We start from the raw sequence: 13,281 nt of genomic DNA, 5'->3' as shown, positions 1-13,281 counted from the left end.
TCTTTTTTGGTTTTAAGTGCATATAAATGTATAAAATTTCGTTGCAAAAAGGAGGGCTTCTGGGTGCAAGAATATATCCGCAAACGTGTACTCGATATCGGGAATTACATAATGGAATCGAGCGCCACGGTACGACAAACAGCTGACATTTTCGGAGTCTCTAAATCGACTGTCCACAAGGATGTCACAGAGCGACTACCCCTCATCAATGAAAAGTTGGCCATGGAGGTAAAACAAATTCTGGAGAGCAATAAAGCAGAGCGTCATATTCGTGGTGGGGAAGCCACTCGGAAGAAATATCAAGAGAATTAAAGGTTAAAGGTTATTATTTCAGTGATAGGGTACCCTAAGATAAATAAGGCTCAAAAGATAGTTTAGATTAAAGTATATATATAAAAATAATAGAGGAATTAGTGTATTTTCATCGAATAAAAGATTGTGGTATATTATGTATAATCTCCCGCAGGGGAGATTGTACTTTTGCGTAGATAAGGTTACCTTAGGCGGCAAAAGTAATAGTCAACCATGAAAAGCGAGTAAGATGAGTTTGGAAGTTTTCCCGGATGGACAAGCCAGAAGAGTAAGAAAGGGGTACCACAACCAATGTTCGGTATTGACTTAGGAATTGATTTAGGTACAGCCAGTGTTTTAGTTTTTGTTAAAGGCAAGGGAATCGTTCTCCATGAACCTTCGGTTGTTGCTATAGATAAGAATACCAACAAGCGAATCGCTGTTGGGGAAGATGCACGGATGATGCTGGGAAGAACCCCAGGAAACATTGTTGCTGTTCGCCCCATGCGTGATGGAGTTATCGCCGATTATCAGACCACCGAGCTGATGCTCAAATATTTTTTAGAAAAGGCCGGAGCGCGTCGTTGGCCTTTATTCAAAACCCGGGTGGTCGTATGCATTCCCTCTGGGGTAACTGAGGTTGAAGAACGGGCTGTTAAGCAAGCGGCTTATCAAGCTGGTGCCAAACAGGTCAAGGTGATTGAAGAACCCTACGCAGCTGCTTTAGGTGCTGGATTGGATATTTCCGGACCTACGGGTAATATGATTGTGGATATTGGCGGTGGAACTTCAGATGTGGCGGTCCTTTCCCTTGAAGGAATTGTTACCAAACGCAGTCTGCGGGTCGGCGGCGATAAATTCGACGAAGCCATTATTCGTCATATTCGACGTGAGTATAACTTGATGATTGGGGAGCGGACAGCGGAAGAAGTAAAGATAGCCGTCGGTTCTGCTATTCCCGAAGGTCGTCCTGATCATGCTGAAATCGATGTCCGGGGCAGAGATTTGGTCACAGGTCTTCCTAAGACGATAAATGTGAATTCTCGAGAGTGTTATCTCGCCCTCGAAGAGAATGTTGAAGCGATTGTTGGGGCTGTTAAGGAAGTATTGGAGCGCACACCCCCTGAGCTTTCTGCAGACATTTTGAATAAAGGGATTGTCATGACCGGTGGAGGATCCCTCATTTATGGTTTTGATACCCGAATTTCACGTGAAACAGGGCTGCCGGTGACTTTGGCTGATGATCCTATTTCATGCGTGGCTTTAGGAACAGGTAAGGTACTCGAACATAGCTTTTAAGGACTATAATACATAAGCAGTTGGTTATCAGGGACAAACATAAATAAGCCGAGGAAAGGGGCGGATCCGGTTGAGACCGGGAGAAGCTAAGCCTCGGCTTTTATTTTTCCCGTTATTAACGATGATAATTGTGAAACTTTTCGTCTTAGGGGAGGTTTGTTGGATGAGAGCAGATATATTGGGTATAAAAGTTGACAAGGAAACCATGTCAGAAACCCTTCTTAAACTACAAGAAGCAGTGAACAACCATCAAGCCATCCAAGTGGTGACGGCGAATCCGGAACTTATCTATGGGGCCGGAAAGGACGCCCGGCTGAAGCAGCTCATTAATTCTGCTCAGATCGTTACCCCGGATGGGGTGGGTGTCGTGTGGGCAGCCAAGCACTTAGGTTATCCTGTGGTGGAAAGGGTTACCGGTATCGATCTGGTTGAAGCCCTTTTGCCTGTAGCAGCAGAAAAGCAATGGCGAATTTTCTTTTTGGGGAGTCAACCCGGTGTAGCTGAGCGTGCAGCCCAGAAGGCTGCTGAGAAACACCCGGGCTTCCAGTGGCAAGCTGCCCACGGTTATTTTAGCCGCGAGGAAGAGCCGAGCCTGGTCGAGCAGATTCGCAATTTTAAGCCAGACCTTTTGTTTGTTGGCTTAGGCGCCCCTCGTCAGGAATTCTGGATGTTTTCCCATTTGGATTTAAATACAGTAAGCATCGGTGTGGGCGGTAGCTTCGATGCCTTGGCCGGAATCAATAAAAGAGCTCCCCAATGGATTCAAAATATTCATCTGGAGTGGCTTTATCGCTTAATTAGACAGCCCTCGAGAATTAAGCGTCAACTCGTACTTCCCCGTTTTGCTTGGAAGGTTATTCGATCCAATAAAGAACAAGCGAGAACCAGAAAAACACGTTAAAATAAAAAAAGATTCGACACCGACCCAAAAGAAAATCGTATTTACGTATTTAAGGATAGGAGGTTGGAAAATGCCTGAATGGGAATTCAAATGGTCCTGGGAGAAGATTACACTCGACCCACAGGCCAGAGAGGACTTTTTACAGGAATCTCAGCCTTTTATTCGTCATGTTTCCATCCAGACCTGCCACCGTACCTTAGAATGGGGTAGAGATGAAGAATTATCCGAGGCTTTAATCGCCTTTAACGAAGCTATTGACCATTTTGAGGAAGAACGCAGCGTTCCTTTTTTAGCCTACGCTCGGCTCCTGATGAAGCGCCGGCTTATAGATTATTATCGGAAACAGCGTTTGCGGGACGCTTTATCGTTGGATCAAGATGAAGTAGGTCAGGCCGTAGAAATCCATGTGGGGATCCATGAATTTCAGGAGCGTCAGCAAAATCAAGAGCGAGCAGCCGAGATTCAAGAGTTCTCTTTAGCCCTTAAACGCTATGGACTATCCTTTCAAGTCCTAGCTGAAGTATGTCCGAAGCACCGCGATAGTCGAGAAACCCTGCTCAGAGTGGCTCGAACCCTTGCTTTATCCTCAGAATTATGGGCTCAAGTGGAGAAGACGGGAAAACTGCCCATGCAAGCCTTGAATATTAAGACTCAAGTCCATCCTAAAGTGCTGGAACGGGGTAGAAAATATATCCTCGCTGTGGCCTTATTAATCGCGAATCAACATGACTATATCTATTTAAGAGAATATGTACTCCCTGATGAAAGGAGGGCTGAAGGATGAGCCAAAATAAGGGCGTTGTTTTAGAAAAGAATAACCAGAAGATCACGGTCCTAACCGGTGATGGAGCGTTTAAAACACTCAAGTATAAAGGGAATGTCGAGATCGGAGAAGAAATTCAGCTTCCCACTCAATACAAGATGCCTATCTGGCGGATTGGAGCCAGTATAGCTGCTGTCTTTATCTTGACCTTTATGAGCATCTTCGGGTGGAGTGTTTTTCAACCGAGAACGGCGGTTGCTATGATATCCCTCGATATTAATCCCAGCCTTCAGCTTACTCTGGATCAAAAGGGAGAGGTTTTGGAACTGGAATCTTTGAATTCCGAAGCAGAGCAACTGATGCTGGGGCTTTCCCTCGAAGGGAAAGCCTGGGAAGAGGCGCTGGATGAAATCATTCAGAAATCAGCGGCACTCCAATATTTGACTGAAGAGCAAAGCTGGATTGTGATAGGATATTCGGCTGTGGATACGAAGAAGAAATTACTCGCTGAAACCATCAATACGGAAGAAGTAACCAGAAAAGTCCAAGAAGCAGTTGAGGAGCAGGGGCTTAAACCGGCAGTAGCGGTCTATGAATTGACCTCAGAACAAAAACAACAGGCTCAAGAGAAAGGGCTGTCTTTAGGGGAGTATGCCTTAGTTGATACCGCTCAGAAAGTTGGTATCACAGTAGATTCGCAGACAGTCAAAGAAAAAGGTCAGCGAGAACGCCTATTAGACACCCCTGAGATTCAAGAGCAATTGCGTAAGGATAATCATATAATCGAAAGCAATAATTACTTTTCAGATCACACGAATAGAAGCAACCCAAACAGCAAAGATGCACAAAAGGATGACTCTAAGGAAGAAAGAAACCAAGAAATGAATAACACTAACAACGCAAAGGACAGGACTAAGGATTCGGATAAAGACAACAGCAAGGATGAAGGCAGAAGTAATTCCCGAGGCATCGACAACCGGGCAAACTCGCCGGAACGCGACACCACGAAGAATTCTAAGAAAAATGATAACTCTGAGAAGTCCAATAGCAATAAGGCTAATTCAGACACTAGGGATAACAGGAGCGGAAATGACAAGAATACGGGTAAAGCCGATGAGCGGTCAAAGCATGATGAGAAGGATAACGACCGTTATCCATGGTCAGTTCGCAATGAGAATAGTAAGAGTATTCATCAAGACAAGGATAGCTGGAATTTCCGCACGATTTTAGATTTTACATATCAGAAATAGTGATAGATGCTAAGCTAAAAGCAGATGCTCTCCTAGGGATAGTTCCGTGAACGATTCCTGAGAAGAGCATCTGCTTTTAGTTTATATAGTTAACGTCATGAGCTTAAATCATCAACACTTCTCCATAAAAGTTCTGAGTTTGTCTGAGCATCATCTGGACGCTGAAATCCTGCCAGCGCTTTGCCCCGGAAGCTATACACGAGGCAGCAAGGTCGGGTTTTTGAAGTAGCTCAGCACAGGATTCGGCGAGATCCTTCGGTTGCCCGGGAGGGACCAGCAACCCATCCTGTTTGTGGCGGATGACTTCGGGTATGCCTCCTACAGCTGTAGCAACAATAGGTAAACGGGCTTGCATGGCTTCCAGGAGCACTAGACCCATGCCTTCGCTAAGGGAGGGAAGAACAAAAAGATCCATAGCGGGAAGGGCTTGGTAAGCATCAGGTAGATATCCCGCCAGGGTAAGTGTTAGATCAAGAGATTTTGCTTGTTTTTGGAGTTCTGAGTGAAGGGGTCCGTCACCGATGATAAGAATATGGATTAAGGGGAATTGGCTCCGGAGGATTTGCGCTGCCTCAAGGAGCGTGCTTAAGCCTTTCGTTGGGTGCAGGCGAGCGACACAGCCGAGTACTAGGGCACCGTTAGGGATTTTCCATATTTGGCGAAAACACTGACGTAAATTATCCCTTTCCTCGAGAGAATCAAGCTGAGGTAGGAGCTGGATTCCGTTGTAGATGGTGCGAATCTTTTGCCCTCCACGTGCAGCAACCTCTTGAGCTAAAGCCTCGGAAACCGTGATAATTCCAGAAGTCAGGGGCAGGGTTAGACGATCTAAGGTTAGGGCTAAGCGGGCAGCCTGCGGGGAAAGATAATCTTGTCGAAGGGAGCTATGGACTGTGCTGATCACAGGAATCTTTAAGCGCCAGCCGGCCAATCTGCCAAGAAGATTGGCCCGGGAGCCATGAGTGTGGAGAAGCGAAAACTCTTCTCGGCGTATCACCTCTATTAGCTTGGGCAAAGGGGATAGATCCAGAGCATGTCTCATGGGAAAGAGTAGAGTGGGAATTCCACGCTCCTCAGTAAGCTTGGCAAAAGGTCCGGCGACTAAACAGCCTGAAGTCAGGGATAAAGAGGCCGAGTGAAGACCCTGTAGCAGGGTTAGAACATGCTGCTCGGCACCCCCGATTTCTCCACCGCCAATTAATTGTAATACTTTGTAGGTAGCCAATGCGGTTCTTCCCTTCTTCGCCAAACTCGGTTATACTAAGTGTACATGAAATTGTGACTAGGTACTAAAAACCATGGGATGGGAGGCCCTCTATATGTTAGAAAGTCAAGAAATTCAAAAAATCATTCCTCATCGTTATCCTTTTTTACTGGTTGATCGCATTCTCGAATTAGAGGAAGGAAAACGCGGTGTGGGATTAAAAAATGTTTCCGGCAATGAGCCCTTTTTCCAAGGGCATTTTCCGGGTTATCCCGTGATGCCTGGTGTGCTGATTATGGAAGCCTTGGCCCAGGTGGGAGCCGTCATTCTACTAAAGCTGCCGGAATACGCAGGACATGTGGCGCTTTTTGCCGGACTTGAGGACGTGCGGTTCCGCAAACAAGTCATCCCAGGAGACCAACTTCGTTTGGAAGTTGAACTGCTTAAGCTCAAACGCGGTATTGGCGTTGCTCAGGGCAAAGCTTATGTGGGAAATGATGTAGTAGCTGAGGGTACCTTGAAATTTGCGGTAGGTCCAAAATTAGAAAACTAAGACGAATTTGAATCGTATAGACCATTCAAAAGCCAGGGGGAGCGTTGCTCGCCCTGGTTTTTTGTGCGTATTGAACTGGATTTGTTCGGTGATCAATGCATTTTGTTTGCACTATAAGAATTCTTTCCTAATACTTCATATCCCTGCTTTGAGCGAGACTTCTTTCAGAGGGGAACGTTCGTGCGGTACTGAATGCCTATCTTGAGACAAATTACCCTTCTACAATTCTTGCATAGGCTAGGGTAGGAGGGAGAGAAAGAAAGATGAATATACAACTTACAGCACTGGGAGCCATAGTGGCGTTGCTTTGGCTACTCGCTGATTATTGGGAATGGACGATGCCGGCTACGACAGAGAAAAAAATTATAGATTGGAAGAGAAGCTGCTATAAATCCCAAATCATTGTGAAATTCATCAATCAAGAATCTATCGATCAGCAGGAACGATTTGCCTTTTCCTTGAGATATTTTATTAGGGATATGGAGCGAGAAATGGGGATTCCCATCCATTGCGAGATTGAGTTATCTGGACAAGAGAATCAACTCACCGCGGAAGAGCTACGCCATATTCAATGTTTAAAGCAAGCGTTTTCCAGCTTTACATGGCGACTACAGGAGTCAAAGCCTCATCTGAATTAGATGCTACCGACCTATAGAGGCACATAATTATAGCTTTGAATTAATAAAAGCTCAAAATACAGGAATCCCCCAACTCATGTTGGGGGATCAGGGTTCCAGTTAAAAGCGGGTGCCTAGCAAAGTCAGCGCGTACTTGAAGAAGATTTTGTGTCGGATGTTTTTTGATCGCCTTCGGATTTTTTAACACCATCTTTATGATGCCTTTTCCCAAAGTCATACTTTCCATTAGCCAGATCCTCTTCAACCTTTTTTTGGTGATGCTCGATTTTAGCCTTGATTTCAGCAGCCTTTTCTTTTTCAAGAATTCCTGCTTCGACTTGTTTGTCGAGCATTTGCACCTTGAGCTCAACCATCTGTTGGTGGAGAGCTTTGAGTTCTGCCAATTTGGCAGGATCAGGTGCAGCAGCTGTTGCTCCAAAAGCACTACCAGCACCTAAAGAGAGGAAGGCTAAGGTGAGTAAACTTACAGCGAATTTCTTCAACAATTCACACTCCTCCTTTGTTTTTAAGGGACAAGCCTTTAAAACCGGAACGATGATAGATTACCCGAAAAGAGAAGAAATCATATTAGGAAATATTGGGTTTTATGTTAACTCCTCGACTCAGACAATAAATTTTATATATAAGTGGTGCAAGTAAAAACGACAGGGAAGTTTGGTAGGAAAATTAATGGGAAAAGCAAGAAGGGTAACAACGGGCGAAGAAGAATAGTGTAATAACTAGGACTCATGTATTTCAAAGGATAAGGTTACGATCAAGGAGCGATATTTAGCGATGTTCTATATTCTACTTTCGGAATCAGTGGAATTGCATATCACTCCTCTCAGAGAGATGAGCTTCCTTCAGGAGAAGGCTGAGGTCTTGTTACCTGGTCTTCCCTTTGGTTTTGCTTTATCCTTGCTCGATAAAATGAGTAACAAAAAAAACAAAGCGGAGAAGTTGACGTCTTTCTGGCTTAGGCGAAGAAAAGGAGAGACAAAGGTCCTAAAAAGAGATCGGGATGGGCTCAAGGGCGAGCTGATCAAAATTTTGCAGAAAAAGGTAAGCATCTCCCAAGCTTGGCACTGGGAGCATTTGGAGAGTTTTCAATTTGATCCTGAGGGGAAAATTCGGTCTAGAGGCCGAGATGCTTTTCAAGCGAGGATGACAGGAAGACTGCTAGCAAAAACCGATCTTCAACGGTTGGGGAAGGAGTGTCGTATTCCTTATTCTGAAGTTTTATGCCTGTGCCATGAACAAATTAGCAAAGGATATGGGGAATGGGTCCCCGCGGTCATCAAGGATGACCAAGGTTGGAGATGCCAGCGTTGCGGGGGGACAAAGGTAGAGGAATGGACAAGCATTTATGGATCAACCGCTACCTGCACAGAATGCACTGTATTAGGGGCAGTTAGCTCTCTTCATGCTCTCTATCGAAGTACATGTCTACCGGATATACATTGGCCTAAGCAGCATAAGATTGTCTTCTCGCCACGTTGGGAGCTAAGTGAGGCCCAAAAGCTGGCTTCCCAAGAGATTTTAAAGTATGTCCAAGAGGATTCGATAAGTGAGGCTGTTGGGCGGGAAATGTTGCTCTGGGCAGCCTGCGGAGCAGGCAAAACTGAGGTCTGTTTTCCAGCTACCGCATGGGCACTTGAGCAAGGAAGAAGAGTCCTGTTTGCGGCTCCCCGACAGGATGTGATCCATGATGTAGCTCCTCGCTTGCAAGAGGATTTTCCGGACCTGCAGATAAGTGTTTTGACCGGGATCAGTCCGGAGCACTTTGCTTCGTCTCCCTTGGTCCTAGCCACGACTCATCAGATACTCCGATTTTATCAGGCCTTTGATATAATCTATCTTGATGAGATGGATGCCTTCCCCTATTATGGCAACGATGCTTTGGCATGGGGAATTCAGCAAGCCTTGCGACCAGAGGGGAAGATTGTCTATCTGACCGCCACTCCGACCGCAGAAAGTTTAGGTAAGGTACGGGATGGAAAGATGGGACTCATTCGCATACCCGCTCGGCATCACCGTCGGGCTATCCCGATGCCTGAATGGCGGAAGGTCTCCGAGGGGTTGGCGCCGGAAAGGTTTAGTCATCATCCGATTCTGAAAGTATGGCAGTGGCTGAAAGAGTTAGTGCGTCTCGGACCAGTTCTCATCTTCGTCCCAAAAATATCCTGGGTTAATGCATGGGTTAACCTGCTGCAGGGGGAATTCCCAGAGTGGGTCATTGCCGGAAGCTATAGCACTGACCCTCAACGACAAGAGAAGATTGAAGGACTGAGGAGAAGGAAATATCACGTCTTTGTCTGTACCTCCATTCTGGAGCGGGGAATAACATTTCCTGATGCACAGGTTGTGGTGTTAGAAGCAGATCATAAACTGTTTGATGAGAGAGCTCTCGTGCAGATGGCGGGACGGGTGGGAAGAACCCGAGAGAATCCGACTGGCAGTGCTCTCTTCCTTGCCACGAGAAAAACCCCTGGGATGGAAAAGGCGATGGTTTGGATTAGGGAGCAAAATGAATTAGCTCTGGCCCAGGGATTAATCGATTAAGCAAAGGAGGTGCCTCATGGCACGCGACGCCCTTTCCTTCTGGCAGCATCTAAAAGATCTTGCACACTCCTTGCTTTATGAAAAGCAAACCACCTGCCTTCTCTGCGATGCACCAGTCACTGGAAGTCAGGTTTTTTGTGGTCCCTGTGAGTCTGCCTACTTTTATCCCGGCCTCAGGCGTTGTGGGCATTGCGGAAAGCTCATCGAAGGGAATGTTGAGGAATGCCAGGATTGCGCCCAAGGAAGGGGCCCCAAGGGACTGAACCAAGTGGTGGCTTGGGGACATTATACCGAGGCTTGGCGGGAGTTGATTCAGGATGTCAAATTTAAATCCCAGCCCTATCTCCTGAAAAGGCTAAGTCAGCCCTTGGCGGAATTTGCCATCCATCACTTGCCTCCACCGGATGTTTTGGTACCTGTTCCGATGCATGGGGAAAGATTGGCGGAACGAGGTTTTAACCAAGCGGCAGCAATTGCCTCGCTTCTGCACTGGGAACTGAAGATTCCCATCTGGGAGGGACTTCAAAGAGTTCGAGCCACCACGCCCCAAGTCGGATTGAGTCGTCAAGAGCGGCTGCATAACTTAGAAGGGGTTTTTCGTATGACCCCTGAGCAAAAATGCATCCAAGGGGCAAGGATATGGCTGATTGATGATGTGGCGACCACCGGTGCAACCTTAGAACACTGCGCGAAGGAGCTGAGGAAGAACGGCGCCGAGGAAGTTTATGGACTTGTTCTAGCTGCCGGTATGGAGAAATCCTAAGAAAAAAGGACTACCCAGTCTCCAGATTCGATGGTATAATAGGGTCGGATAGGCGTGAGTCTGTTACTATTTTTTAGGTAAGGGGATTTTCTTCATGGCGTTTCAAGACAAAGATCTAGTATGCAAAGATTGCGGTACCACATTTGTATTCACCGTTGGTGAACAAGAATTCTATGCAGAGAAAGGTTTCGAAAACGAACCACAACGTTGCAGAGATTGCCGTAATGCTCGTAAAGCAAGCCGCAATGGCGGAGAAGCTCGCCAACGCGAAATGCACACTGTTGTTTGTGCAGAATGTGGCGTTGAAACTCAAGTTCCTTTTCAACCAACTTCAGATCGCCCCGTTTACTGCCGTGATTGCTACCAAGCTCAACGTGTAGGTCGCTAATCAGAGAGTAACCGAGCAATATATCAAAGCATTGGGAATTGAACCCAATGCTTTTTCTTATGCTCAGGAGAATTAAAGTTATGCAAAGTTATTAAGCAAATACATTGCATAAACTTACTGCTTTATGTATAATATTTACTAGCCAAAGAGACAAGATATACTTAAAAAAGTAGCATGAATTACCTAGAGGATAAGTAAAGTAAAGTAAGAAGAAAAGGAAGAGGGAAAAGAAATGAAAAAGAGTTTACGTAATGGCGTTATCGCTGTCCTTATGATGGGCGTGCTCGCTCTGACAGGTTGCGGAGGCAGCCAAGCTCCAGCCAAGGATCCGGCAGCTTCGGGTGCTGGAACAGAAAAGGTTTTAAAGATCGGTTCGGCTATTGAGTATGCGCCCTTTGAATTTATGGATGAAAAACAAAATCCTGTAGGCTTTGACATCGACTTAATGAACGAAATCGGCAAAGATATGGGATACACTGTGAAATTCGAATCTTCATCCTTTGATGGGTTAGTGACTGCTATCGGCCAAGGAAATTATGATGCAGTGATTTCAGCAATGACCATTACTGACGACCGCTCCAAGTCCGTGCTTTTCAGTGATCCCTATTTTGAATCCTCTCAAATTATTGCGGTTAAGAAAGGCTCGGATGTGAAATCTGAGCAGGATTTAATCGGTAAAAAGGTCGGGGTACAACAAGGAACAACAGGTCAGGAAGCTGTTGAGGGATTAAGCATCGATCCGAAGAAATTTGAGACCATCGGGGATGCGATTAACGATATGATGATCGGCGGGTCCGATGCAGTTGTTGCTGATACCCCAACCCTCTACTACTTCATAAAGCAAAATCCCAATATGGATATTGAAATCGTCTCCAGTAACTTTCCTAAAGAATATTTCGGCATCGCCTTTAAGCTCGACAATAAAGAATTAGCTGATCAAGTCAATGCGACGCTTAAGAAATTTATGGATAATGGGAAGTATAACGAGATCTATAAAAAGTGGTTTAATGAGGATGCACCTAAGTTTTAAGAATTATATAAAGCCGGTGAATGACGCAAACGCCTAGCAATGCTGGGCGTTTTGTTCTTGAATAAGCTTGCTTAGGACTGTATAATTATCAGGTAAAAATCTGAGCAGAATTTATGATTTGTAAATAAAGGAGGATGTGGGTGTGGAACTCCGCTGGGAATTGATGATTGAGAGTATCAACCCCTTGCTGAAAGGGGCAGTAATTACTTTAGAACTTACAGCCGGGGCAGTGGCCATGGGTATCGTCATTGGACTGTTTATGGCCCTGATGCGTTTATCCGGCAGCCGGGTCGTGCGTGGATTCGCGATTGCTTATATTGATTTTTTTAGAGGCACGCCCCTCTTAGTACAGATCCTCATGGTATATTTCGCTGTCCCGCAGCTCTTGGGCTTCCAGATTCCTGATAATTACCAATTTGTCGCCGGGATTGTGGCCATGGGACTTAATTCCGGAGCTTACATCGCCGAAATATTTCGGGCCGGCATCCAGTCCATCGATCGTGGCCAGGGTGAAGCAGCTCGCTCTTTGGGTATGGGTCAAACACAAGCAATGCGCTATGTTATTCTCCCACAGGCCTTTAAACGGGTTATTCCTCCCCTAGGCAATGAGTTTATAGCTCTGTTAAAGGATTCTTCTTTAGTGTCCATTATTGCTCTTCAAGATCTCATGTATACCGGAAAACTCATCGTCAGTCGAACCTACCAACCCTTTGTCATCTATATGGAAGTGGCCTTAATCTATCTTGTGATGACGCTAATCTTATCGCGGTTCGTCAGCTATACGGAGAGGAGGTTCGGTAAGAGTGATAACCGTTAAAAATCTGCATAAGCATTTTGGCAAACTGGAGGTACTGCGGGGTATTGATTGCCATATAAAAGAAAAAGAAGTTGTGGTCGTGATTGGTCCCAGTGGCTCAGGGAAAAGCACCTTTTTGCGTTGCCTCAATAAGCTTGAAGAAACGACCCAAGGGGAAATTAGCATAGATGGGATTCCTCTGAATTCGGAAGCTAATGTGAACGCCATCCGCCGTGAGGTAGGAATGGTATTCCAACGCTTTAATCTCTTCCCTCATAAGACTGCTTTAGAGAATGTCGCCATGGCCCCGGAAATCGTTCGGAAGACTAACAAACATCAAGCCCGGGAAATTGCCTTAGAGCTACTGAAAAAGGTTGGACTAGAAGATAAGGCGGATGAGTATCCTGATCGACTCTCGGGTGGGCAGCAACAACGGGTGGCAATTGCACGTGCCTTGGCTATGCATCCTAAAGTCATGCTCTTTGATGAGCCGACCTCTGCTCTTGATCCTGAGATGGTCGGTGAGGTTTTAGCCGTCATGAAGGATCTGGCTCGGGAAGGTATGACTATGGTTGTGGTAACCCATGAGATGGGCTTTGCTCGGGAAGTAGGAGATCGGGTGATCTTCATGGATGAGGGAGTCATTATGGAGGAAGGATCACCGGCAGAGCTTTTCGGTAATCCTCGGAATCCAAGGACCCAGTCCTTCCTAAGCAAGATTCTGTAAGAATTTAAGTACTTGTGATATGAATAAATGGTCAAATTTTTTTATTACCTAGACAAAAATATTATCTATTGTTAGGTTTAAGCTGACTATGCTTTGGGCATCCTTCCTAAGAGACCAGCTTTCGTTATCAATGAAGG

At 45.7% G+C, this 13,281-nt stretch carries 15 protein-coding genes; 13 read left to right on the top strand and 2 right to left on the bottom strand.

What is annotated here, in order from left to right; all coding sequences use genetic code 11:
• Window positions 1-63: 63 nt before the first annotated feature.
• The 5 genes from spoIIID to DESDI_RS16580 all read left to right on the top strand — a co-directional run bounded on the left by spoIIID (window position 64) and on the right by DESDI_RS16580 (window position 4,504).
• Window positions 64-312 (top strand): sporulation transcriptional regulator SpoIIID, encoded by a 249-nt coding sequence (gene spoIIID / locus DESDI_RS16600; RefSeq protein WP_015263764.1) that lies wholly within the window; start codon window positions 64-66, stop codon window positions 310-312.
• 291 nt (window positions 313-603) lie between these two features.
• A complete protein-coding gene (mreB, locus tag DESDI_RS16595) occupies window positions 604-1,590 on the top strand; it encodes a rod shape-determining protein (RefSeq protein ID WP_015263763.1) in 987 nt (328 codons plus the stop codon).
• Window positions 1,591-1,753: 163 nt separating this feature from the next.
• Window positions 1,754-2,491 (top strand): WecB/TagA/CpsF family glycosyltransferase, encoded by a 738-nt coding sequence (locus tag DESDI_RS16590; RefSeq protein WP_015263762.1) that lies wholly within the window; start codon window positions 1,754-1,756, stop codon window positions 2,489-2,491.
• Between the two features lie 70 nt (window positions 2,492-2,561).
• Window positions 2,562-3,275 carry an RNA polymerase sigma factor SigI gene (gene sigI / locus DESDI_RS16585; protein ID WP_015263761.1) on the top strand — a complete coding sequence of 238 codons (714 nt, stop codon included), beginning with the start codon at window positions 2,562-2,564 and terminating at the stop codon, window positions 3,273-3,275.
• Window positions 3,272-4,504 carry an anti-sigma factor domain-containing protein gene (locus tag DESDI_RS16580; RefSeq protein ID WP_015263760.1) on the top strand — a complete coding sequence of 411 codons (1,233 nt, stop codon included), beginning with the start codon at window positions 3,272-3,274 and terminating at the stop codon, window positions 4,502-4,504. The genes sigI and DESDI_RS16580 overlap by 4 nt, the downstream gene beginning before the upstream one ends.
• 103 nt (window positions 4,505-4,607) lie before the next feature.
• Here DESDI_RS16580 and DESDI_RS16575 read toward each other — a convergent pair whose 3' ends face one another.
• The gene (locus DESDI_RS16575) at window positions 4,608-5,729 is read right to left on the bottom strand and encodes a glycosyltransferase (protein WP_015263759.1); all 1,122 of its coding nucleotides are present in this window, start codon (window positions 5,727-5,729) and stop codon (window positions 4,608-4,610) included.
• Window positions 5,730-5,823: 94 nt separating this feature from the next.
• Between DESDI_RS16575 and fabZ the strand changes: the two genes are divergently transcribed.
• Together fabZ and DESDI_RS16565 are read left to right on the top strand one after the other, a co-directional pair.
• Window positions 5,824-6,261, top strand: coding sequence for a 3-hydroxyacyl-ACP dehydratase FabZ (fabZ, locus tag DESDI_RS16570; protein ID WP_015263758.1), 438 nt, complete (start codon window positions 5,824-5,826; stop codon window positions 6,259-6,261).
• 263 nt (window positions 6,262-6,524) lie between these two features.
• Window positions 6,525-6,899 (top strand): hypothetical protein, encoded by a 375-nt coding sequence (locus DESDI_RS16565; protein WP_015263757.1) that lies wholly within the window; start codon window positions 6,525-6,527, stop codon window positions 6,897-6,899.
• A gap of 122 nt (window positions 6,900-7,021) precedes the next feature.
• Here DESDI_RS16565 and DESDI_RS16560 read toward each other — a convergent pair whose 3' ends face one another.
• Complete coding sequence (locus DESDI_RS16560; RefSeq protein WP_015263756.1) at window positions 7,022-7,384, bottom strand: DUF2680 domain-containing protein; 363 nt, start codon at window positions 7,382-7,384, stop codon at window positions 7,022-7,024.
• Between the two features lie 289 nt (window positions 7,385-7,673).
• On the opposite strand from DESDI_RS16560, the gene DESDI_RS16555 reads away from it, so the two are divergent.
• The 6 genes from DESDI_RS16555 (at window position 7,674) to DESDI_RS16530 (ending at window position 13,144) form a co-directional block, all read left to right on the top strand.
• Window positions 7,674-9,440, top strand: coding sequence for a helicase-related protein (locus DESDI_RS16555; protein WP_015263755.1), 1,767 nt, complete (start codon window positions 7,674-7,676; stop codon window positions 9,438-9,440).
• Window positions 9,441-9,456: 16 nt separating this feature from the next.
• Complete coding sequence (locus DESDI_RS16550) at window positions 9,457-10,203, top strand: ComF family protein (protein WP_015263754.1); 747 nt, start codon at window positions 9,457-9,459, stop codon at window positions 10,201-10,203.
• Between the two features lie 94 nt (window positions 10,204-10,297).
• On the top strand, window positions 10,298-10,591 hold the full coding sequence (locus DESDI_RS16545) for a zinc-ribbon domain containing protein (RefSeq protein ID WP_015263753.1): 294 nt from the start codon (window positions 10,298-10,300) through the stop codon (window positions 10,589-10,591).
• Between the two features lie 232 nt (window positions 10,592-10,823).
• Entirely contained in the window at window positions 10,824-11,621 is a 798-nt protein-coding gene (locus DESDI_RS16540) for a basic amino acid ABC transporter substrate-binding protein (protein WP_015263752.1), read from the top strand.
• 142 nt (window positions 11,622-11,763) lie between these two features.
• Window positions 11,764-12,438, top strand: a complete 675-nt coding sequence (locus DESDI_RS16535) for an amino acid ABC transporter permease (RefSeq protein ID WP_015263751.1) — start codon at window positions 11,764-11,766, stop codon at window positions 12,436-12,438.
• A complete protein-coding gene (locus DESDI_RS16530) occupies window positions 12,425-13,144 on the top strand; it encodes an amino acid ABC transporter ATP-binding protein (RefSeq protein WP_015263750.1) in 720 nt (239 codons plus the stop codon). The genes DESDI_RS16535 and DESDI_RS16530 overlap by 14 nt, the downstream gene beginning before the upstream one ends.
• Window positions 13,145-13,281: the final 137 nt, after the last annotated feature.

Source organism: Desulfitobacterium dichloroeliminans LMG P-21439 (assembly GCF_000243135.2).
Taxonomy (GTDB): domain Bacteria; phylum Bacillota; class Desulfitobacteriia; order Desulfitobacteriales; family Desulfitobacteriaceae; genus Desulfitobacterium; species Desulfitobacterium dichloroeliminans.
Note: the sequence above shows the minus strand (reverse complement) of the source record. Positions and strands in the feature narration are given on the sequence as shown.

Coding starts and splice junctions, on each gene's coding strand:
- DESDI_RS16540 (WP_015263752.1), top strand. CDS start 10,824: ATGAAAAAGAGTTTACGTAATGGCGTTATCGCTGTCCTTATGATGGGC.
- DESDI_RS16590 (WP_015263762.1), top strand. CDS start 1,754: ATGAGAGCAGATATATTGGGTATAAAAGTTGACAAGGAAACCATGTCA.
- DESDI_RS16580 (WP_015263760.1), top strand. CDS start 3,272: ATGAGCCAAAATAAGGGCGTTGTTTTAGAAAAGAATAACCAGAAGATC.
- mreB (WP_015263763.1), top strand. CDS start 604: ATGTTCGGTATTGACTTAGGAATTGATTTAGGTACAGCCAGTGTTTTA.
- DESDI_RS16555 (WP_015263755.1), top strand. CDS start 7,674: ATGTTCTATATTCTACTTTCGGAATCAGTGGAATTGCATATCACTCCT.
- sigI (WP_015263761.1), top strand. CDS start 2,562: ATGCCTGAATGGGAATTCAAATGGTCCTGGGAGAAGATTACACTCGAC.
- fabZ (WP_015263758.1), top strand. CDS start 5,824: ATGTTAGAAAGTCAAGAAATTCAAAAAATCATTCCTCATCGTTATCCT.
- DESDI_RS16550 (WP_015263754.1), top strand. CDS start 9,457: ATGGCACGCGACGCCCTTTCCTTCTGGCAGCATCTAAAAGATCTTGCA.
- DESDI_RS16545 (WP_015263753.1), top strand. CDS start 10,298: ATGGCGTTTCAAGACAAAGATCTAGTATGCAAAGATTGCGGTACCACA.
- DESDI_RS16565 (WP_015263757.1), top strand. CDS start 6,525: ATGAATATACAACTTACAGCACTGGGAGCCATAGTGGCGTTGCTTTGG.